General features: G+C 64.9%; 22 protein-coding genes and 1 pseudogene. 11 read left to right on the top strand and 12 right to left on the bottom strand.

Features of this window, described 5'->3' with window-relative positions:
• The first annotated feature begins 3 nt into the window (after window positions 1–3).
• Together QJT78_RS02270 and dapA are read left to right on the top strand one after the other, a co-directional pair.
• A complete protein-coding gene (locus QJT78_RS02270) occupies window positions 4–258 on the top strand; it encodes a hypothetical protein (RefSeq protein WP_049807383.1) in 255 nt (84 codons plus the stop codon).
• Window positions 259–276: 18 nt separating this feature from the next.
• A complete protein-coding gene (gene dapA / locus QJT78_RS02265; protein WP_028147079.1) occupies window positions 277–1,194 on the top strand; it encodes a 4-hydroxy-tetrahydrodipicolinate synthase in 918 nt (305 codons plus the stop codon).
• A gap of 36 nt (window positions 1,195–1,230) precedes the next feature.
• Here dapA and QJT78_RS02260 read toward each other — a convergent pair whose 3' ends face one another.
• On the bottom strand, window positions 1,231–1,524 hold the full coding sequence (locus tag QJT78_RS02260; protein ID WP_155257701.1) for a hypothetical protein: 294 nt from the start codon (window positions 1,522–1,524) through the stop codon (window positions 1,231–1,233).
• 201 nt (window positions 1,525–1,725) lie between these two features.
• Between QJT78_RS02260 and QJT78_RS02255 the strand changes: the two genes are divergently transcribed.
• From QJT78_RS02255 to QJT78_RS02235, 5 genes are all read left to right on the top strand, one after another.
• Window positions 1,726–1,917, top strand: a complete 192-nt coding sequence (locus tag QJT78_RS02255) for a hypothetical protein (protein WP_028147081.1) — start codon at window positions 1,726–1,728, stop codon at window positions 1,915–1,917.
• Window positions 1,918–1,934: 17 nt separating this feature from the next.
• Window positions 1,935–2,333 carry a hypothetical protein gene (locus QJT78_RS02250; RefSeq protein WP_028147082.1) on the top strand — a complete coding sequence of 133 codons (399 nt, stop codon included), beginning with the start codon at window positions 1,935–1,937 and terminating at the stop codon, window positions 2,331–2,333.
• Between the two features lie 90 nt (window positions 2,334–2,423).
• On the top strand, window positions 2,424–2,552 hold the full coding sequence (locus QJT78_RS02245; protein ID WP_264653559.1) for a hypothetical protein: 129 nt from the start codon (window positions 2,424–2,426) through the stop codon (window positions 2,550–2,552).
• A gap of 158 nt (window positions 2,553–2,710) precedes the next feature.
• Entirely contained in the window at window positions 2,711–3,346 is a 636-nt protein-coding gene (gene upp / locus QJT78_RS02240; protein ID WP_028147083.1) for a uracil phosphoribosyltransferase, read from the top strand.
• A 33-nt stretch (window positions 3,347–3,379) separates the two neighbouring features.
• A complete protein-coding gene (locus QJT78_RS02235) occupies window positions 3,380–4,951 on the top strand; it encodes an AMP-binding protein (RefSeq protein ID WP_028147084.1) in 1,572 nt (523 codons plus the stop codon).
• Between the two features lie 30 nt (window positions 4,952–4,981).
• Here the strand turns inward: QJT78_RS02235 and QJT78_RS02230 are convergent, their stop codons facing one another.
• The 5 genes from QJT78_RS02230 to dctP are packed head-to-tail and all read right to left on the bottom strand — an operon-like array spanning window position 4,982 to window position 10,374.
• Entirely contained in the window at window positions 4,982–6,214 is a 1,233-nt protein-coding gene (locus tag QJT78_RS02230; protein ID WP_038941834.1) for an acetyl-CoA hydrolase/transferase C-terminal domain-containing protein, read from the bottom strand.
• 31 nt (window positions 6,215–6,245) lie between these two features.
• The gene (locus tag QJT78_RS02225; protein WP_028147086.1) at window positions 6,246–7,412 is read right to left on the bottom strand and encodes an acyl-CoA dehydrogenase family protein; all 1,167 of its coding nucleotides are present in this window, start codon (window positions 7,410–7,412) and stop codon (window positions 6,246–6,248) included.
• Window positions 7,413–7,448: 36 nt separating this feature from the next.
• Window positions 7,449–8,738 carry a TRAP transporter large permease gene (locus QJT78_RS02220; protein ID WP_038941832.1) on the bottom strand — a complete coding sequence of 430 codons (1,290 nt, stop codon included), beginning with the start codon at window positions 8,736–8,738 and terminating at the stop codon, window positions 7,449–7,451.
• 12 nt (window positions 8,739–8,750) lie between these two features.
• The gene (locus QJT78_RS02215; RefSeq protein WP_028147088.1) at window positions 8,751–9,305 is read right to left on the bottom strand and encodes a TRAP transporter small permease; all 555 of its coding nucleotides are present in this window, start codon (window positions 9,303–9,305) and stop codon (window positions 8,751–8,753) included.
• Window positions 9,306–9,345: 40 nt separating this feature from the next.
• Window positions 9,346–10,374 (bottom strand): TRAP transporter substrate-binding protein DctP, encoded by a 1,029-nt coding sequence (gene dctP, locus QJT78_RS02210; RefSeq protein WP_038941831.1) that lies wholly within the window; start codon window positions 10,372–10,374, stop codon window positions 9,346–9,348.
• 228 nt (window positions 10,375–10,602) lie between these two features.
• On the opposite strand from dctP, the gene QJT78_RS02205 reads away from it, so the two are divergent.
• From QJT78_RS02205 to QJT78_RS02190, 4 genes and pseudogenes are all read left to right on the top strand, one after another.
• Window positions 10,603–11,805 carry a CoA transferase gene (locus QJT78_RS02205; protein WP_028147090.1) on the top strand — a complete coding sequence of 401 codons (1,203 nt, stop codon included), beginning with the start codon at window positions 10,603–10,605 and terminating at the stop codon, window positions 11,803–11,805.
• Window positions 11,806–11,835: 30 nt separating this feature from the next.
• Window positions 11,836–12,303, top strand: a pseudogene (locus QJT78_RS02200) (MaoC family dehydratase); the annotation flags it as partial.
• Complete coding sequence (locus QJT78_RS02195) at window positions 12,303–13,154, top strand: CoA ester lyase (protein WP_281460171.1); 852 nt, start codon at window positions 12,303–12,305, stop codon at window positions 13,152–13,154. The pseudogene QJT78_RS02200 and the gene QJT78_RS02195, both read left to right, overlap by 1 nt.
• A 17-nt stretch (window positions 13,155–13,171) precedes the next feature.
• The gene (locus QJT78_RS02190; protein ID WP_028147092.1) at window positions 13,172–13,915 is read left to right on the top strand and encodes an IclR family transcriptional regulator; all 744 of its coding nucleotides are present in this window, start codon (window positions 13,172–13,174) and stop codon (window positions 13,913–13,915) included.
• 10 nt (window positions 13,916–13,925) lie between these two features.
• Here the strand turns inward: QJT78_RS02190 and QJT78_RS02185 are convergent, their stop codons facing one another.
• The 6 genes from QJT78_RS02185 to QJT78_RS02160 form a co-directional block, all read right to left on the bottom strand.
• A complete protein-coding gene (locus tag QJT78_RS02185; protein ID WP_028147093.1) occupies window positions 13,926–14,342 on the bottom strand; it encodes a hypothetical protein in 417 nt (138 codons plus the stop codon).
• A 153-nt stretch (window positions 14,343–14,495) separates the two neighbouring features.
• The gene (locus tag QJT78_RS02180) at window positions 14,496–15,278 is read right to left on the bottom strand and encodes a transporter substrate-binding domain-containing protein (RefSeq protein ID WP_028147094.1); all 783 of its coding nucleotides are present in this window, start codon (window positions 15,276–15,278) and stop codon (window positions 14,496–14,498) included.
• A gap of 38 nt (window positions 15,279–15,316) precedes the next feature.
• A complete protein-coding gene (locus QJT78_RS02175; RefSeq protein WP_028147095.1) occupies window positions 15,317–16,108 on the bottom strand; it encodes a fumarylacetoacetate hydrolase family protein in 792 nt (263 codons plus the stop codon).
• A gap of 88 nt (window positions 16,109–16,196) precedes the next feature.
• Window positions 16,197–17,015: an alpha/beta hydrolase gene (locus tag QJT78_RS02170; RefSeq protein WP_028147096.1), complete on the bottom strand. Its 819-nt coding sequence runs from the start codon at window positions 17,013–17,015 to the stop codon at window positions 16,197–16,199.
• Complete coding sequence (locus QJT78_RS02165; RefSeq protein WP_028147097.1) at window positions 17,015–17,803, bottom strand: SDR family NAD(P)-dependent oxidoreductase; 789 nt, start codon at window positions 17,801–17,803, stop codon at window positions 17,015–17,017. Before QJT78_RS02165 ends, QJT78_RS02170 begins: the two co-directional genes overlap by 1 nt.
• Window positions 17,804–17,820: 17 nt before the next feature.
• Window positions 17,821–18,792 (bottom strand): tripartite tricarboxylate transporter substrate binding protein, encoded by a 972-nt coding sequence (locus QJT78_RS02160; protein ID WP_028147098.1) that lies wholly within the window; start codon window positions 18,790–18,792, stop codon window positions 17,821–17,823.
• Between the last annotated feature and the right edge of the window lie 17 nt (window positions 18,793–18,809).

Here is an 18,809-nt window from a genome sequence, read left to right as displayed (position 1 = left end):
AAAGTGAAACTCGTCGAACCTCCCTCGTGCAGCTCTCCCTCGACCGTCGTCTTCATCGGCCGCAACCACAGGGGACAGTGGGTCGCCCAGCAGCAGAACGGCCTCTACGGTGGCCTCTTCGTCAACCGCGCCCAGGCCATCAAATATGCGCTGTTCGAAAACGGACAGCACCCCGAGACCATCATCGAGCTGCCGCGCGAGATCGAGCTCGACATGGGCAGCAGGCCCGATGCCGCCGCTCCCAAGCGCGCCGCCTGAGCCCCTCGGCAAAAAGCCATGTTCATCCCGCCCTCCGCCTGGTTCACCGGGTTCATACCGGACCTGCCGACACCGTTCGATTCGGCCGACGCCATCGACCTGAAGGCGTTCGCCGCGCTCTGCGAGCGTCAGATCACGGCCGGCGTGCCCGCACTGGTGGTGTGCGAGACCGCCGGCGAGGCACCGACGCTCTCGCCGGCCGAGCAGGGGCTGATCATTCGCACCGCGGTCGATGTCGCGCGTGGCCGCGTGCGGATCATTGCCGGCGCCGTCTCGAATTCAACGAGCCACGCCATCGAACTCGCGCGGCGCGCGGAAGCTGCCGGCGCCGATGCCGTGATGTCGGTGGTGCCCGCCTACAACAGGCCGATGCAGGAAGGAATGCTCGCGCACTTCCGCGCCATTTCCGGCTCGATCGGCCTGCCCGTGATCCTGCACGACGTACCCTCCCGCACGCTGCGCCCGCTCGCCGACGAGACGCTTCTGCGTCTCGTCGAATCGCGCCAGTTCGTGGGCCTGCGCGATGCGAGCGGCGACATCACCCGCCCGATGCGCCTGTCCCGCCGACTGCCTGCCGGCTTTCGCTGTCTATCCGGCGACGACACCACCGCCTTCGGCTTCATCGCGGACGGCGGCGATGGCGCGATCTCGGAGGTTGCCAACATCGCGCCCGATCTCTGCCGCACGATTTTTTCACATGTCAGGCAGGGCCGGCTGCAATCCACCCGCTACCTGCACAAGCGCCTGATCCCCTTGATCGCCTGCCTCGGGAAGGAGAGCCCGGCCGCACTTAAATGTGCGCTCGGCGTGCTTGGCCTGATGTCGCCCGCCACAAGGCTTCCGATCGTTCCGCTGGACGCAGCCGCGCAGAGGGAAGTGGTACGCGCATTCGCCGCGATCGCCGACGAGGAGCTGATCGACCGCGTCGGCGCCTGAGGCGTCGCACGGCATCCGAGTATCCCCATGCGGCAATCAATCGAAAGGCCTCACAGGCTGCTCCGCGCCTGGCAGCTCGCGCTGCTGCGATTTGCCGTGACGCTCGATGAGTCCGACAGGCTTAATGTCGCCGCGCTCGCGGCGGAGCTCGATCATCTGGGCGGCGGCGCCAGGGACTCCCTCCACTTCTTTCGGCGGACCAGCTCGCAACTCTGTGCGGCCATCAGCGGGCCGCAGCAGAGTGTGGAAGCGACGCTGGAATGCTTCTGCAAGCAGATCGAGGAACCGCGGCTGCGGAACGCCTTTGCCGCAGCGATCGGGATGACGCATTCGGATCCTGCGCCGTCTCAGGCCCGGCCGAAGCGGAACCCCGGTCTCTTCAGAGGGCTGCCGGCGCGACGGACGGCGTCCTTATAGCATTCCTATACTGGTGCCTCGGCGCTCATCTCGCAATCCTACGCAACGATGGACATCATAGGAGGCAGATCGCGGCGGCCTCGGCCACCGCCATGCTGACGAAGGAATGCAGACATGTCGATGCTGACACATGGCGTTGAGCGCTCCCTTGGCTGGGCCGAACGCCCCGCACGGATCTCGCCGGAGCGCAAGGCGCAGCTCAAGCGCATCGCGCTCAGCGCGCTGACCCTGCTCTCGATGGGCAGCGTGCTCACAGCGCTGATCGCGCTGAAGACCGCGATCTATGTCTGGCACCTCCACGCCTGACGGCATGGGAGACCATCATGACCTTGCAGATGTGTGAGGAAGCCGCGATGACCGCGATCGCCCTTCAAGCCACGCGTCGCCAGCCCGAGCGACCGACAATGGCCGCGTCCGCGGCGTGCCTTGGACCGATCGACCCGGATGTCATCAGCACCGCCATCCCCGCCTTCTTCATCGGGCGCAACGGCGCCGGCCTCTGGGTCGCGCGCGAGGCGCATGGGCGCGTCGGCGGTCTCTTCCTGTTCAAGAGCTCAGCGGTCGATTTCGCCAACCGGCAGAGTGGCCTCGCAAGATGCGCGCTGGTGTTTCCCGCCGAGACCTTCGAGCTCGATATCGAGAACCGCGGCAATCCGCTGATTGCGCTGGCGGAGGGCGCGAGGCGGCTCCTGGCCCGCGCGGCGACAAGGCTGCGGACATGATCGAGCTCAAGATCGCCATCCTGGTTGCGGTGATAGGTGCATTGCTGCTCGGCCTGCGCATCGGCGTCGCGCCTGGCACGGACAAATAGCATGCAGCTCCTCAAGGGAAATCTGGAGCAGGCGGTCACGACGACGGTCCTGACCATGACGCTGAGCCTGATCTGGGGCGCGGTCCTGACAATCGTGATCACGCTCGTGGCACGCGGGCTGGGAGTTTAGAACCCGGCACATCGATGGACCGTGAATTGACCATGGCTGCCTACGCGGCGAGCAGCCGGGTACGTAGCGCTGTCGCGATGCCCGCGTGAGGCCGCGTATCCCCGCGAAAAGATCTGGCCGATCTGGCGCTATTTCACGGAACCGTGTAGATCGGTTTCATGAGCACAAGCCGCGTCAACGTCGTCGCCCACCCCCTGGTCCAGCACAAGCTCTCCCTCATGCGGGAGAAGGACCGCTCGACCAAGAGTTTTCGCGAGATCCTGAACGAGATCGGGATGCTGCTCGGCTACGAGGTGACGCGCGATCTGCCTTTGGAGCTGGTGGAGATCGAGACGCCGATCTCGCCGATGCGGGCACCGAAGATCGCCGGCAAGAAGCTCACGCTGGCGCCGATCCTGCGCGCCGGCGTCGGCTTCCTCGACGGCATGCTGGCGCTAATGCCCTCGGCGCGCATCGCCCATATCGGACTCTACCGCGATCCCGAGACATTGCAGGCCGTGGAATATTACTTCAAGGCGCCGCAGGACCTGTCCGACCGCACCGTGATCCTGATGGACCCGATGCTGGCGACCGGCAACTCGGCCTGCGCCGGCGCCTCCCTGCTCAAGGCGCGCGGCGCCCGCGACATCCGCTTCGTCTGCCTTCTGGCCGCACCCGAAGGCATCGCGCAGTTCCAGAGCGAGCATCCCGACGTGCCGGTCTGGACCGCCGCGATCGACGAGCGGCTCAATGACCACGGCTACATCGTGCCGGGCCTGGGCGATGCCGGCGACCGAATGTTCGGCACCAAGTAGACAGGTTTGCGCGATCGGGTTAGTCCGGTTGCCATGAGCGTCAGCCAATTCTCGCTTCAATCGCTGATCGGCACCGAAGGCGCCGAGCCCGCCTTCGTGTTTGACGGCAGGCTGGTCTCGCGCGCGGAATTCTCCCGGAAGGTCGAGCAGACCGCCGCATGGCTTGCCGCACAAGGCATCGGCCAGGGCGACGTGGTCGCGGTCTGGCTGCTCAACCGGGTCGAATGGATCGCACTGCTGTTCGCCGCCGCCCGCTGCGGTGCGATCGTCGCCGCGGTCAATACCCGCTACCGCAGCGCGGAAGTCGGCCATCTGCTCAAGGTGTCCGGCGCCAGGCTGATGGTGGTCGAGGCCGCGTTCCGCTCGATCGATTTTGCCGCCATCCTCGCCGAGGTCAGCAGGGACGAAGTGCCCGCGCTGCAAAGGCTTGCGGTGGTCGGCGGGGATGCGATCCCCGCACACTGGCCCTGTGCGCGCTTCGATGCGTTCGAGAAGTCCTACCCGCCAGCGCCGCCGGCGCAGGACGATGTCGATCTGCCGGTGCTGCTCTACACGACATCGGGCACGACCAAGGGGCCGAAGCTTGTCGCGCATTCGCAGCGGACGCTCGCCACGCACGCCGCCTCCGTCGCCAAGGCGCTGAAACTCTCGCCACGGCGCCATTCGCTGCTGGCCATGCTGCCGTTCTGCGGCACCTTCGGCATGACCAGCCTGCTCGGCTTCATCGCAGCCGGCGCGACCGTCCATGTGCTCGATGCTTTCGAGGCGGCATCAGCGTTGAAGGTCCTTGCCGAACACGAGATCACGCACGCCTTCGGCTCCGACGAGATGTTCCGCCGCATCCTCGCGCTCGCCGACGCACCACGGCCATTCCCGCATCTCGAAGTCTGCGGCTTCGCCGCGTTCCAGCCCGGCTGGCGTGAGCTCGCCGCGGAGGCCGAGGCGCGCAGCATGCCGCTGTTCGGCCTCTACGGTTCGAGCGAGGTGCAGGCGCTGTTCTCGATCGCCCGCCTCGATGATGCCTTCGCCGATCGCATCGAAGGTGGCGGCTGGCCGATGTCTCCCGACGCGAAGGTGCGCGTGCGCGATACCGAGACCGGCGAGCTGGCGGCGCAAGGCGTCTCCGGCGAGATCGAGATCAGCGCGCCCTCGTGCTTCCTCGGCTATTTCAACAACCCGGATGCGACGCGCGATGCGATCACCGCCGACGGCTTCTTCCGCACCGGCGACATCGGCCGCCTGCGCGGCGACGGCGCCTTCGTCTACGAGACCCGCGCGGGCGATGCGATGCGGCTCGGCGGCTTCCTGGTTGCGCCCGGCGAGATCGAGGACGAGCTCAAAGCCTGCATGGGGGTTGCCGACGCCCAGGTTGTCGCGGTCGATCTTAGGGGTCAGGCGCGCTGCGTCGCCTTCGTGATTCCGGCCGAGGAGCCGCCGCAACAGGAGATGCTGGTCGCGCGCCTGCGCGAGCGCCTCGCCGGCTACAAGGTGCCGGCACGAATCTATATCGTCGACGCTTTCCCCGTCACCGACAGCGCCAACGGTGTGAAAATCCAGCGCGCCGGGCTTCGCGCCATGGCAATGGAACGGATCGCCGCCGAATAGACCGGCCCGTTTCAGATAGCTCGCGAGATTCTAGCGCGCGGCGCGAAGCTGCGCCGACAGCGCATCACGGTGCCCGGGCGCCGCGATCGCGATCATGCGGCGCGCCCGCTCGGCAAGTCCGCAACCGCGCAACTCCGCAACGCCCCATTCGGTCACGATGGCATCGACGTCAGCGCGCGGCGTCGTCACGGTCTCCACGTTGGCGACAATGCGGCTGGTCCCGTCGGACGCCGTCGCCGGCAGCGCGATGATCGCCCTGCCCCCGGGCGATGCATTGGCACCGCGCACGAAATCGAGCTGCCCGCCGATGGCACCGATCGCAACGCCGTTCAGCGTTTCGGAATTGACGCTGCCATCGAGCCCGACCTGAAGCGCCGAATTGATCGCGACCAGCCGGTTGATTCGCGCCAGCACGTTCTGGCCGTGCGTATAGGACGTCGGCCGCACCAAAACCGCCTTGTTCTCGTGCACGAAGCGATAGAGCCGCTTCGTGCCGATCACCTGGTTCGTCACCGTGATCCCGGCGTCGATCCCCTTCTCCGCATTCGTCACCGCGCCGCACTCGATCAGGTCGACGACGGCGTCGTTGATCAGGCCGGAATGGATGCCGAGATTGCGCGCATGCGACAGCGAGGACAGGATCGCGTCCGGAATGCGTCCCACGCCGAACTGAAGCGTGCTGCCGTCGGCGATCAGGCTCGCCGCATATGACGCGATTTTCCGTGAGACGTCATCAAGTGGTGCCGGCGGCAGTTCGACGGGCGGACGGCGAGCGGCGACCCGCAGATGGATCGGCGCGTCCGCAGGCCATTCCGCACCAAACGTCCAGGGCGCATCCGGATTGATCTCGGCGATGACGACGCGCGCGCCACGTGCGGCATCGATGACATGATCGTTCGAGAGGCCAGCGCTCAATCGACCATCGCCGGACTCGGCGAGTTGCACCAGCACCACATCCGCACGGTGGCGCCGTGAGGCGAAATCGGCGCAGAAGGCGCTGTAATTGCTCGGGATCACGTCGAGCCGCCCTGCTTTCGCAAGCCGCCGTGCATTGCCGATCACGCCATAGCTCTGGAACGAGATGTTGGGCGCGCACGCGGCGGAGAACGTGTCGGAGAATATTGGACCGACCATCATGCGGAACGCCGGCAGATGCCCGGCTTGCGCGACCAGCGCTTCGGTCAGGGTGACCGGCTCAGCCGTTGCCTGCCCGCACACGACACGGTCGCCCTCCCGGATCAGGCCGGAGAAGTCGAGGTTCATTGGCGTCCCCGCTAAGCGATCCGCGCGAAGACTAGTAAGACTTCGCCAGACCGAGCACCTTTTCCGCAATGAAGCTGAGCGCGAGCTGCGGGCTGACCGGCGCGATGCGCGGGATCAGGACCTCGCGCAGATAACGCTCGACGTGGAATTCCTTGGCATAGCCGAAGCCGCCATGGGTCATCACCGCCTGCTCGCAGGCATGGTAGCCGGCTTCGCCTGCGAAATATTTCGCGGCGTTCGCGCCAGCGCCGCAGGGCAAGCCCTTGTCGTATTGCCAGGCTGCCTGCATCACCATCAGCCAGGCGGCCTCGAGCTCGACCCAGTTCACCGCGAGCGGATGCTGGATGCCCTGGTTCTTGCCGATCGGCCGATTGAACACCACGCGTGTCTTGGCGTATTCGGTCGCGCGCGACAGCGCTAGCTTGCCGAGGCCGACGGCTTCGGCGGCGATCAGGATACGCTCGGGGTTCATGCCTTCGAGGATGTACTGAAAGCCCTTGCCCTCTTCGCCGATGCGGTCCTCCATCGGGATCTCGAAATCCTCGAAGAACAGCTCGTTGGAATCGACGATCTTGCGGCCCATCTTCTCGATCTCGTGGACCTTGATCTTCTTGCGGTCGAAATCGGTGTAGAACAGGCTCAGCCCATGGGTCGGCGAGCGCACGTCCTCCAGCGGCGTGGTGCGCGCCAGCAGCAAAATCTTGTGCGCGACCTGCGCGGTGGAGATCCACACCTTCTGGCCGTTGACGATGTAGCGGTCGTTCTTGGCCACAGCACGCGTCTTGAGCTGGGTGGTGTTGAGGCCTGTGTTGGGCTCGGTGACGGCGAAGCAGGCCTTCTCGCGGCCCTCGACCATCGGCGGCAGCATGCGCTTGCGTTGCTCCTGGGTGCCGAACACGACGACGGGATTGAGACCGAACACGTTGATATGCACCGCGGAGGCACCGGACATGCCGGCGCCGGATTCCGCGATGGCGCGCATCATGATCGCGGCCTCGGTGATGCCGAGCCCGGAGCCGCCATATTCCTCCGGCACACAGATGCCGAGCCAGCCGGCATCGGCCATTGCCTTGTGGAAATCGTGCGGGAAGCCGCCGTCATGGTCCTTCTTCAGCCAATAGGCGTCGGGAAAGTCTTCGCAAACTTTTGCGACGGCGGCGCGAATGGCTTCCTGCTGATCGGTGAGCGCGAAATCCATGTTCTTGATCTCCTTATTGGGAGCCGAGCTCCGATCCTAGCGCCCCATCTGCGAGGGCAGCCAGAGAATGATCGAGGGGAACGCCACCAGAATCGCGATTGCGATCAGGTGCGCGATGAAGTGCGGGAAGGTGCCGTGGAAGACTTCCGCCACCGGCCGCTTGGCATAGCGGGCGACGATGAAGCAGTTGAGCCCGACCGGCGGTGTGATCATGCCGACCTCCGCGGTGACGATCTTGATGACGCCGAACCAGATCGGGTCGAAGCCGAGCGTCTTGATCAGCGGCAGAACGATCGGCACGGTCAGCACCAGGATTGCGATCTGGTCCATGAACGAGCCGAGCACGATATAGCCGCACAAGATCAATGTGATGATCACCCAGCGCGAGGCCGGCAGGCTGCCGATCCAGGCGACGAGGTCCTGCGTGACATGGGTCAGCGTGAAGAAATAGCCGAAGATCGAGGCACCGACCAGGATCATGATGATCATGCAGGTGCCGTGGCAGGCGCGCAGCAGCGTCGCATAGAGCGAGGACGGCGTGATCTTGCCCTTGACGATCGCGAGCAGGAAGGCGCCGAACGCGCCGAAGGCGGAGGCTTCCGTCGGCGTCGCGACGCCGAGATAGATCGTGCCCGTCACGATCGAGAACAGCACCACCATCGGCGAGACCTGCCACAGCAGCGCGAATTTTTCCCGCCACGGCACTGATTTCGCAGCCGGTGCGCGCGAAGGATCCTGCCAGACCAGGAAATAGATCGTGGCCATGATGGTGAACGTGACCAGGATCGCCGGGATGATGCCGCTGATCAGCAGCTTGCCGATGTTCACTTCGGCCAGCAGGCCGAAGATGACGAGCGCAACGCTGGTCGGCAGCAGCATCGACAGAGTACCTGAGATCGCAACGACGCCGGCGGCCATCTTCGGCTCATAACCCTGGCGGATCATCGCCGGCAGGCTGGTCGAGGACAGCGTCGCGGCGGAAGCGGTCGAGGTGCCGCAGATCGCGCCAAAGCCGGCGCCGGCGAGCGCGGTCGCCATGCCGAGGCCACCGGGAATGCGGCCGACCCAGGCCGAGGCCGTCTTGAACAGATCGTCCGCGACGCCCGACAGCAGCACGAGGTCTGCCATCAGGAGAAACATCGGAATGGTGATCAGCTCGTAGGCCGAGACGGTCGAGAGCGGCGCGGTTTGCAGGATGCCGAGCAGCGTGCCCCATCCACCGACCATGACGAGGCCAACCGAGCCGGAGAAGGCCATGGCGAAACCGACGGGTGTGCCGAGTGCAAGCAGGCCGAACAGCAGGGCGAGAACGATGAAAGGTGTCATGGATATCGCCCGTTACTCGAAGCCGCGCGCTTCGCCGACGCCGGTCACCGGCGGCAGTGGATAGAGATCGCGGCCGCTGACGAGGCTCAACACATTGCCGACCAACTGGAGCGCGAGCCGCAACACCAGCACGCCGCAACCGAACGGCACCAGCGCCGCGGAGATCCAGGTCGGCCAGGGGATCGCGCCGGAGAGCACGTCGTGCTGCTCGTAATTCTCCAGCGCGCGCTCGAAGCCGACCTTGCAGATCAGGATGAACACGAACAGGCCGGCGAGCGCGGTGACGATCTCGGACAACCGTCGCCCGGTCAGCGAGAAGCGCGACAGGAGGATGTCGACGCCGACATGGACATGCTCGCGCAAGGCGTCCGACAGCGTGAAGAAGAACACGCCGGCGAGGAGATAGAGCCCGATCAGATCATAGGTGAAGGAGAACGGACTGTTCAGCGCGTAGCGCATGAACACGTCGGTCACGACCAGCAGCATGATCACGAACATGAACACCACCGCGATCACCGTCAGCGCGCGTTCCAGCGCGCCGAGCACATCTCCTGCTCGTTTGATCACCTCTCGCGCCTCCTTGTTGGATGTCGGACTACTCTGCGCTTTACTTGGCGCCGCCAGCGGCGAGCAGATCGTCGAACTCCTTCAGCGCGGCGGACGCCTGCTTGCCGCGGCTGTCGAGCCCGCTCGCCCACTCCTTGCCGACGCCCTTGAGCTTGTCCTTGATCTCGGTGCGCGTCACCTCTGGCAGCGGATCGAAACTGATGCCTTCGTCCTGCATTTGCTTCTTGGTGACTTCGCCTTCCTTTTCGACGCCGGCGCAGGCTTGCGGCGTAATCGCCTCCGAAGCCTCGTTCATCGCCTTCTTCACGTCGTCGGGCAGCTTGTCCCAGACCGACTGGTTGATGGAATAGGCGACGATGAAGCTGCCGAAGCTGACGCCTTCGGTGGCGTGCTTGACCAGCTTGTCGAGGCCGTAGGAGACGACACTGTCGAGCGGGAACAGCAGGCCGTCCATCGTGCCGCGCGACAGCGACTCATAGGCATCGGGCGCAGCCATGCGCACCGGCACGGCGCTGAGCGCACGCAGCGTCAGGTCCTGCGCGCCGCCCGTGGTGCGCAGCTTCAGGCCCTGCATATCCTTGGTGGTTTCCACCTTCGATTTGACGGTCCACACCTGGTAGGGCGGCAGCACCACGGCGAGCAGCAGCTTGATCTTGTTCGGTGCGTATTCCTGCTTCGCCAAAATGCCTTCACGCGCGGTTTTCCAATAGGCGAGCGTGCCCTGGCAGCTGGTTGCGAACGCGCCCGGCAATTGCGCGACTTCCGAGAGCGGCATCTTGTCGGAGACATAGGACGGCCCGATGTAGCCGATGTCGACCACGCCGGACTGCGTCAGCCGCAGCATGTCGGCCGCCTTGCCGATCTGCTGGTTCGGATAATAGGTGAAGGTCACCGCGCCGTTGGTGCGCTTGGTGACGTCGTCCATCCAGGGCTTGAGCATCAGGCGGACGAGATAGTGACCGGCGGGGAAACTATCGGCGACCTTCAGCTCCAGCGCCTGCGCCGACATTGTCGAGACCGGCAGCGAGAGTGCGAGCGCTGCGACGGCCCGGACCAGATTCTTCTTCATGTCGTTCTCCTTGACGCGTCCCCACGCCGAACGCGGCAGCGAACCGCTGCGGCATCGTTCGGCCCTCACTCCACTTCTTACTTGAGGAAAATGTACATATATGTGAATTTATCTGTCAAGTATATGAATTATGCATAGCGTTATGCGCCAAAGCTTATAGCCGGCGAATTGACATCGAAATTTTCTGAACTCTAACTCCACGTATATGAATTCATCCAACGAGGCCCCATGGGACCGCTCGCCGGCTTCACCATTCTCGACCTGACCTCGGTGCTGATGGGCCCTTACGGCACCCAGGTGCTGGCCGACATGGGCGCCGACGTGATCAAGGTCGAAAGCCCCGAGGGCGACATCGTTCGCCAGATCGGTCCCGGCCGCACGCCCGGCATGGGCGGAATGTTCCTCAATGCCAATCGCGGCAAACGCAGCATCGCGCTCGACCTGAAGAAGGCGGAAGGCCGCGACACCTTGCTGCGGCTGGCGAAGCACGCCAACGCGCTCGTCTACAATGTGCGCCCGCAGGCGATGGCCCGGCTCGGCCTCGACTACGAGACACTTCGCGAGATCAATCCCGCCCTCGTCTATGTCGGCGCGTTCGGCTACGGCCAGTCCGGGCCCTATGCCGCAAAGCCCGCCTATGACGATCTCATCCAGGGCGCCGCCACCATTCCGACGCTACTCGCAGCCGCCGGCGACGGCACACCGCGCTACGTCCCCGTCACCATCGCCGATCGCATCGTCGGCCTGATGTTGGTCAATGCGATCATGGGTGGGCTGATGCATCAGAGCCGCACCGGCGTCGGTCAGCGCATCGACGTGCCGATGTTCGAATCGATGACGGAGTTCGTGCTGGTCGATCACTTAGGCGGACTCACCTACGATCCGCCGCTCGACCATGGCGGCTATGCCCGCCTGCTGTCGCGCTATCGCCGCCCCTACAAGACCAGCGACGGCTATCTCTGCGTCCTCATCTACAACGACAAGCACTGGCGCAGCTTCTTCGAGGCGATCGGACAGCCGCATTTCCTCGATCAGCCGCGCTTCGCCAACCACGCCGCGCGGACGAAGCACATCGACGAGATCTATGAGGAGATCGGCCACATCTTCCTCACGCGCACCACCGCAGAATGGCGCGATCTGCTCGAGCGCGCCGACATTCCGGTGATGCCGATGCATACGCTGGAAACGATCCTCGAAGATCCGCATCTCAATGCGATCGACTTCTTCAGGACCGTCGATCATCCCGTCGAAGGCCGCATCCGCCAGATGCGCGTGCCCTCCACCTGGAGCGTGACCCAGCCGGAACCCGCCGGCCCCGCACCAACGCTCGGCCAGCATGGCCGCGACATTTTGCGCGAGGCCGGCTTCTCAACCGAGGAAATCGAACAGCTCGCAGAGCAAGAAGCAGTTCACCTGGCCGCGCCGCCCTAACGGCAGCGCTGGCCAGAATCGCAGCGATACAGGGAGGAAACCGCGATGGCCGGACTTTATTTCGAGGACTTTTCCGTGGGCCAGGAGTTCAGGCATCCGCTGACCCGGACCGTCACGGAGATGGACAACACCATGTTCAGCCTGCTGACGCTCAACCCGCAGCCGCTGCATATCGACGCGCATTTCGCTGAAAAGACCGAGTTCGGCCAGCGCATTTTCAACAGCCTTTACACCCTCGGCATCATGATCGGCATGACGGTCTATGATACGACCATGGGGACCACCGTTGCCAATCTCGGCATGACCGACGTCACGTTCCCAAAACCGGTCTTCCATGGCGATACCTTGCGGGCGACGACGAAGGTGCTTTCGTTGAGGGAATCCAAATCGCGTCCGAAGGCGGGCATCGTCGAGTTCGAGCACCACGCCTTGAACCAGAACGACGAGATCGTCGGCAAATGCCGCCGGATGGCGATGATGCACAAGAGGCCGGTCTGATGCGTTCGATGCTGTTCGTGCCGGGGGATTCCCCCCGCAAATTCGAGAAGGCGAGCGAAGGCAAGGCCGACGCGCTGATCATCGATCTCGAGGATTCCGTCGTCACCGAGAAGAAGCCGGAAGCGCGCGGGCTGACGCTTGCGATGCTGAAGAGCCGCCCCGGCCCGCATCAACTCTATATCCGCGTCAACGCGCTCGACATCGGCCTGACGCTCACCGATCTCGCCGCGGTGATGCCCGGCAAGCCCGACGGCATCGTGCTGCCGAAATCGCAAGGCGGCGATGATGTGCGGCAGGTTGCAACCTGGCTTGAAGCGCTGGAAGCGGCTGCCGGCATCACGGTCGGCGCGACCCGCATCGTTTGTGTCGCGACGGAGACGGCCAGCTCGATCTTCGGCCTCGGCAGCTACAAGGGCTGCTCCCCTCGCCTCGCCGGATTGATGTGGGGTGCGGAAGATCTCTCGGCTTCGCTCGGCGCCACGGAAAAGGCCTCGGGCGGCGTGTTCCACAGCCCCTACCGCCTCGCGCGCGATCTCTGCCTGATGGCGGCGGCCGCAGCCGAGGTCGCGCCGATCGACACCGTCTATACCGACATCGACAACCTCGCCGGCCTCGAGCAGGAAACGCGGGCGGCGCGGCGCGACGGGTTTTCGGCGAAGGCGCTGATCCATCCGAAACATGTCGACGTCGTCAACGCGGCATTCGAGCCGACCGAGGCTGAGCGCACCTGGGCGGAAAAAGTGATCGCCGCATTCGCGAACAATCCGAACTCCGGCACGCTGCGGCTCGACGGCCAGATGATCGACAAGCCGCATCTTCGCGCCGCGAAGAAGATCCTCGGCCAGCCCTAGATCGGAACGCCGCCACCATGATCGTTCGCCAAGCCGCAAACGTCCTGGAGATCATGGAATTCTTCGCGCAAACGAGGAAGCCGGCGACGCTTGCCGAGATCGCCGATCATTTCGGCTGGCCGCGCTCGTCGACCTTCAACCTGCTCGCGACGCTGTCCGAGAAGGGCTATCTCTATGAGCCCCGCCCGCGCGCCGGCTTCTATCCGACGCCGCGCTGGCTGGCGATGGCGCGGATGATCTCCGAGGTCGAGCCGCTGCCGCCGTGGGCGCATCAGCTGATCGCAGATCTCTCCGCCGAGACGGGCGAGACCGCATCCATCGTGGCGCCGGCCGGCGTGATGGCGGTGTTCATCGACGTCGTCGAATCCCAGGCCGCGATCCGCTATTTCGCGACCATCGGCCACCGCGTGCCGATCCACGCCACCGCGAGCGGCCGCGCCCTGTTGCTGCAATATTCGCAGGAAGAGCGCGACTCCGTCTATCGCAAGATCGAATTCAAGCAATACGGCCCGTCGACGCCGATCAGCATCGAGGCCGTGGAGCTCGAGCTGCGCAATTCGATCGCGCGCGGCTATTGCCAGAGCTTCGCCGATTACAGCCGCGACCTCGCGGGTGCCGCGATCCCGCTGCCGATCGGTGATCGCCGTCTCTCCGTCGTCGTCGCAGGGCCGGAGTTTCGGATTGGTCCGAAGGTGCCGGAGGTGGCCGCGCTGATCGCACGGACCGTCGACCGGCTGCGGCCGAAGACGACCGCGGCCTAAAGCCGGAGCCTCATTCGAGTCCCTGAACGGGCGGGGTCGAAGTCGCCGCCGGCGCAACAGGCGCAGCTTGAACAGGCTGCACCGCAGGCGCGGCTTGAGCCGGCGGATTGCTAGCGGCTCTGATCTGGCCGTTGGCATTTATCGCCTCGCGTGCGCTCGGCGGAGCGCCGGTCGCGGCTGCGCGGTACGCCTCGCGACGCGGCGGCTGCTGGTGTCTTGCCGACCGCGAACCTCTCACGCCCCATGACCTCGCGATTGAAGGACCGGCGGTATAGCCAATCACTGCCCCCGCGACCGCACCGACCGGACCGAGCACGACGGCCCCGGACACGGCGCCTATCGCCGCAGCACCAGCGCGCTCCTGCGCAACGGCGCTCGCAGGCACGCCAGCCAGCAGCACGGCCGCAGTGATCAAAGCTTTCTTCATCGCAAGCGCCTCCCTCTCGGGAGATCACTCTTACTCAAATATGGCCGCACGAGGTTTGTTCGTTGCCCAACACGGGGCAATGGCCGATGGAACTCCGGCAATTCAAAGACCCCCGCCGCCAGTCGCGGTTCCAGCGGACGCAGTTCGGCGCAACTACGGCGCGATCTTGTCGCTGGTAAATCCGTTACCGTCGAGCGCGCGACGCACGGTGCCGTCGGCCTTGGCCTCATCGAGGAAGTGCGCGGCCCAGGTCTTCGCCGCGGCCTTGCCCTTGGGAACAACCACGACCACGCCGGTCGATTGAATCACTTCGTCCAGCACCTTGGTTCCGGGCAGCTTTCGCGAAAGGTCTTCCAGAGCTCCCATGCCCATCGCCAGAGCATCGAGCTGCCCCTTGCCGATCAATTCGGCCGCCTCTTCCGGCTTCACGAACTTTGTCAGCTTCGCCTGTTTCAGCGATTTCTCGACCGTACGTGACGTCGATGTCCCTTCGATGCAACCAACCCGCATGCCGGCGCGATCGACATCCGCAACGATCCGGATGTCCGAACCGGCCCGCACGAGATAGCCGCTCATATAGGCGACGTAAGCCGGCCCCTGGTCCACGAACTGTTCGCGCTTGACGTCCGCCGGCATGAAGGAGAGATCCCAGACGTCCTTACTGCCAGCGGCCGCGATCTCGTCGGAGCTCTGGTATTCGACGAGCTGAAGCGGAACGTGCAGCTTGTCAGCGGCAGCCTTGGCGAGTTCGACCGTAACGCCGCGCGGCTTTCCGGTGGAAGGATCGCGCGTCGTCCAGAACGCCGACGCGGCAGGACCGACAGCCACCGCCACACGGAGCGCTCCCGTCGGCGCGATGTCGACGGGGCCTTCGGCCTTTGCAACGGTGATCGCAAAGGCCAGACTCAACGTGGCTATCACAGCATGCCGCAACATGAGCACCTCCCGACGCGATACTTGGCTGCAGGGATCGGTTAAACGATCTTGATCGACATATCCGGCAAGCCTTCGAGCTTGCACAGCAGCACGTCGCCCTTCACCACCGGGCCGACATTCTCCGGCGTGCCGGAATAGATGATGTCGCCGGCCTTCAGCTCGAACGCTTCCGACAGCTTTGCGATCTGCTCGGCCACGCTCCAGATCATCTTGCTGAGATCCGAGCTCTGCTTCACCGTGCCGTTGATCGCGAGCGAGATGGCGCCCTTCTCGAAATGGCCGGTTTTGCTGGCGGGGTGGATGGGTCCGATCACCGCGGCCTGGTCAAAGCTCTTGCCGATCTCCCAGGGCTTCTTCTCCGCGGCCATGCCGTTCTGGAGATCGCGCCGGGTCATGTCGAGGCCGAGCGCGTAACCGTAGACATGGTCGAGTGCCTTGTCGGCCGGGATGTTGGTGCCTCCCGATTTCAGCGCGGCGACCAGCTCGACCTCGTGATGATAGTTCTTGGTCAGTGACGGATAGGGATGGTCGGCAACCTGGCCGACCGCGACGTTCTGGATCGCGTCCGTCGGCTTCTGGAAGAAGAAGGGTGGCTCGCGGTTCGGATCCGAGCCGCGCTCGATCGCGTGCGCGGCATAATTGCGGCCGATGCAGTAGATGCGGCGGACCTGGAACACGCTGCTCTCGCCGACGATCGGGATCGCCACCATCGGCACCGGGAAGATCGGCTTGGGTGCGACCTGCGCCGCAGCCGGCGTCACCTCAGTGAGGCCTGCCGCTGTCATCGCGGCGGCGGCCGTGAGCACGCTGCGTCGCGTGGTTTTCGTCATGGCTTCACTCCCTGATATTTGCCGTTTCTTGTCGAACGGTAGTCTTAGAGCCAAATGCAGGGCAGGCCAATGGCCCGCCCTGTACGTCTTAGGTCGCGACGCGATCGAAGAACGCGCGAACTTTTTGCGCGCAAACGTCCGGGTCAGTCGCGGCGACGTGATAGGAATCACCCGGCAGCACTTCCAGCTTCGAGCCTGGAATCGTTTCCTGCCATGCCTTCACGGAGGCGACGTCGCCGAGACCGGAGCCGGTCGTGGTGATCACCAGCGTCGGACGCTTGATGGACGGAAGCTCGCCGGTGACGTCGACCGTCGGCACCATCTGTAGGAATGCCTCCAACGTCGAGGCCTTGGTCTTCGACATCAGCTTGATCCACCAGTCCAGCGCCGCCGGCGGCAGCGAGGAGCCGAGGCGGCCGGCCGTGGTCTCGCGCACCCAGGGCTCGACGCCCTGCTCGCGGATCTGCTTGCGCCAGGTCGGCGCACGCTCGTTGAAGGAGGTGAGCGAAGCCGGCGCACCGACCGCGGCGACTGCGATCACGCGATCCGGGTGTTTTGCCGTGAGATGCATCGCCAGCGTGCCGCCGATCTTGCCGCCGACCAGGAACACGCGATCGAGCTTCAGCACGTCGAGCATCCGGATGATGTCGTCGCCAAGGCCTGCGAAGCGATAGACATAGTCGCCCTGCATCGGCGTCGAATCGCCGTAGCCGCGCAGGTCCGGGCGCACCACGAGATGATGCGTGGCAAAGTAAGGCACCCAGCGCCGGAACGCCTCGCCGCTCTCGGCGAGTCCGTGCAGCATCACGACCGGCGGTTTGACGTCCCATGGCAGCAGATAATCGTCGATGCGAACAGCAAGCTCGCAATCCTCGCTGACACCGATCTTCCGCAGTTCGCTAGCCATCAGATACACCTCGTTCCGCCGCCATCGACATTGATGCAGGTACCAGTAATGAAGGACGCGCGGTCTGAACAGAGGAACGCGACGAGGCCGGACACTTCATGTGGCTGCCCGACGCGGCCGAGCGGAACCGAGGCGATCGCCACAGCATTGGTCGCGCCCTGATCCTGGCCTGAGATCGCCGCACCTTGAGAGATGAGGCTGTCCCAGCGGTCGGTCTGCACCGGTCCGGGATTGACGCCGGTGACCAGCACATTATCAGGCGCGCATTCCTCGGCGAGCGCCAGCGTGAAGTTGAGCAGCGCCGCGTTGACCGCGCCGCCCGCCATATAGGCCGCACGCGGCTGATGCCCGCTGCGGCCGATGATGTTGATGACGCGGCCCCAGCGGCGGTCGCGCATTTCAGGCAGGACATTGCGCGCGCAGCGCATGTAGCCGAGCAGCTTCAGCTCGATCGACTTGGCCCAGGTCGCATCAGGTGTCTCCGCGATCCGGCCCATCGGCGAGGCGCCGGCGTTGTTGACGAGGATATCGATCCGGCCGAAGGCCTCGCGCGCGGTGGTCATTGCACGGGCTATGTCGTCAGGCTTGGTCATGTCGCCGGCACAGGCGATCACGCGCCGGCCGGTGTCCCGCGACATCTCCTGCGCCGACGCCGCAAGCCGCTCGGCGTCGCGCGCGACGATGACGACGTGCGCCTGCTCGCGCGCGAGTTCGGCGGCAATGGCACGGCCGATGCCGATGCTGCCGCCGGTCACGACGGCAACCTTGCCGCCCAGATTGAGATCCATGACGCTAACCCAACTCGCTAATCGACCGTGGCGCCGGAGGCCTTGACGAGCTTGCCCCATTTTGCGGTTTCGTCAGTCATGAATTGACCGAATGCGTCGCCGAAAACGGTGCCGGGCTCGGCCCCGAGTTCAGCGAGCCGCTTCTTGACATCCGGCATCTTCAGAATGGTCTCGAGCTCGCCGCTCAGCTTGGCGAGCGCGGGCGCTGGCGTCTTGGCCGGCGCCACCAGTCCGAACCAGGACGAAGCCTCGAAGCCGGGAATGGTGTCAGCCACCGTCGGCACGTCGGGCAAGGCTTCCGCACGCTTGGCGCCTGCGACCGCGATCGCATTGATGGCCTTGCCTTGCACCTGCGGCAACACCGCGGGCATGTTGTCGAACATGAACGGGATCTGCCCTGCGAGCAGATCGTTCATCGCCGGCGCAGCACCGCGATAGGGCACGTGGACGATGTCCACGCCGGCCATGCTCTTGAGCAGTTCGCCCGCCAGATGATTGGTCGAGCCAATGCCGGACGAGCCGAAATTGAGCGAGCCGGGCTTCGCCTTGGCCAGCGCGATCAGCTCGCCCACGTTCTTCGCCTGCACCGACGGATTGACGACCAGCACAATCGGCACCGAGGCGATCAGCGCCACCGGCGCAAAGGCCTTGGCGGGATCGAACGGCAGCTTTTTGTAGAGAGAGCCGTTGATCGTCAGCGGAGGCGGCGCGGTCAGCAGCAGGGTGTAGCCGTCGGGCTCTGCGCTCGCGACCGTCTCGGCCCCGATATTGCCGCCGGCGCCGCCGCGGTTCTCAACGAGGAAAGTCTGGCCGTTCCGCTCAGTCAGCTTCTGCGCGACGATGCGGGCGATGATGTCGTTGGACCCGCCGGCCGGGAACGGCACGATGATCTTGACGGGTCGGGAGGGATAGTCCTGCGCTACCGCGAAGCCGGAGAACAGAACGGCCGCACAGGCGGCCAGAAAGGTGCGTCGCATAACCCCGCGCATGGGCACTTCCTTGATGT

Source organism: Bradyrhizobium sp. Mp27 (genome assembly GCF_029953005.1).
Classification (GTDB): Bacteria; Pseudomonadota; Alphaproteobacteria; order Rhizobiales; family Xanthobacteraceae; genus Bradyrhizobium; species Bradyrhizobium barranii.
Note: the sequence above shows the minus strand (reverse complement) of the source record. Positions and strands in the feature narration are given on the sequence as shown.

Excerpts from the sequence above, each read along its gene's own strand:
- QJT78_RS02245 (WP_264653559.1), top strand. The coding sequence starts at position 2,424 with ATGCAGCTCCTCAAGGGAAATCTGGAGCAGGCGGTCACGACGACGGTC.
- dctP (WP_038941831.1), bottom strand. The coding sequence starts at position 10,374 with ATGAAGAAGAATCTGGTCCGGGCCGTCGCAGCGCTCGCACTCTCGCTG.
- QJT78_RS02225 (WP_028147086.1), bottom strand. The coding sequence starts at position 7,412 with ATGGATTTCGCGCTCACCGATCAGCAGGAAGCCATTCGCGCCGCCGTC.
- dapA (WP_028147079.1), top strand. The coding sequence starts at position 277 with ATGTTCATCCCGCCCTCCGCCTGGTTCACCGGGTTCATACCGGACCTG.
- QJT78_RS02250 (WP_028147082.1), top strand. The coding sequence starts at position 1,935 with ATGACCTTGCAGATGTGTGAGGAAGCCGCGATGACCGCGATCGCCCTT.
- QJT78_RS02195 (WP_281460171.1), top strand. The coding sequence starts at position 12,303 with ATGCGTTCGATGCTGTTCGTGCCGGGGGATTCCCCCCGCAAATTCGAG.
- upp (WP_028147083.1), top strand. The coding sequence starts at position 2,711 with ATGAGCACAAGCCGCGTCAACGTCGTCGCCCACCCCCTGGTCCAGCAC.
- QJT78_RS02180 (WP_028147094.1), bottom strand. The coding sequence starts at position 15,278 with ATGTTGCGGCATGCTGTGATAGCCACGTTGAGTCTGGCCTTTGCGATC.
- QJT78_RS02190 (WP_028147092.1), top strand. The coding sequence starts at position 13,172 with ATGATCGTTCGCCAAGCCGCAAACGTCCTGGAGATCATGGAATTCTTC.
- QJT78_RS02255 (WP_028147081.1), top strand. The coding sequence starts at position 1,726 with ATGTCGATGCTGACACATGGCGTTGAGCGCTCCCTTGGCTGGGCCGAA.
- QJT78_RS02165 (WP_028147097.1), bottom strand. The coding sequence starts at position 17,803 with ATGGATCTCAATCTGGGCGGCAAGGTTGCCGTCGTGACCGGCGGCAGC.
- QJT78_RS02175 (WP_028147095.1), bottom strand. The coding sequence starts at position 16,108 with ATGACGAAAACCACGCGACGCAGCGTGCTCACGGCCGCCGCCGCGATG.
- QJT78_RS02235 (WP_028147084.1), top strand. The coding sequence starts at position 3,380 with ATGAGCGTCAGCCAATTCTCGCTTCAATCGCTGATCGGCACCGAAGGC.
- QJT78_RS02185 (WP_028147093.1), bottom strand. The coding sequence starts at position 14,342 with ATGAAGAAAGCTTTGATCACTGCGGCCGTGCTGCTGGCTGGCGTGCCT.
- QJT78_RS02260 (WP_155257701.1), bottom strand. The coding sequence starts at position 1,524 with ATGCGTCATCCCGATCGCTGCGGCAAAGGCGTTCCGCAGCCGCGGTTC.
- QJT78_RS02230 (WP_038941834.1), bottom strand. The coding sequence starts at position 6,214 with ATGAACCTCGACTTCTCCGGCCTGATCCGGGAGGGCGACCGTGTCGTG.
- QJT78_RS02220 (WP_038941832.1), bottom strand. The coding sequence starts at position 8,738 with ATGACACCTTTCATCGTTCTCGCCCTGCTGTTCGGCCTGCTTGCACTC.
- QJT78_RS02160 (WP_028147098.1), bottom strand. The coding sequence starts at position 18,792 with ATGCGCGGGGTTATGCGACGCACCTTTCTGGCCGCCTGTGCGGCCGTT.
- QJT78_RS02205 (WP_028147090.1), top strand. The coding sequence starts at position 10,603 with ATGGGACCGCTCGCCGGCTTCACCATTCTCGACCTGACCTCGGTGCTG.
- QJT78_RS02170 (WP_028147096.1), bottom strand. The coding sequence starts at position 17,015 with ATGGCTAGCGAACTGCGGAAGATCGGTGTCAGCGAGGATTGCGAGCTT.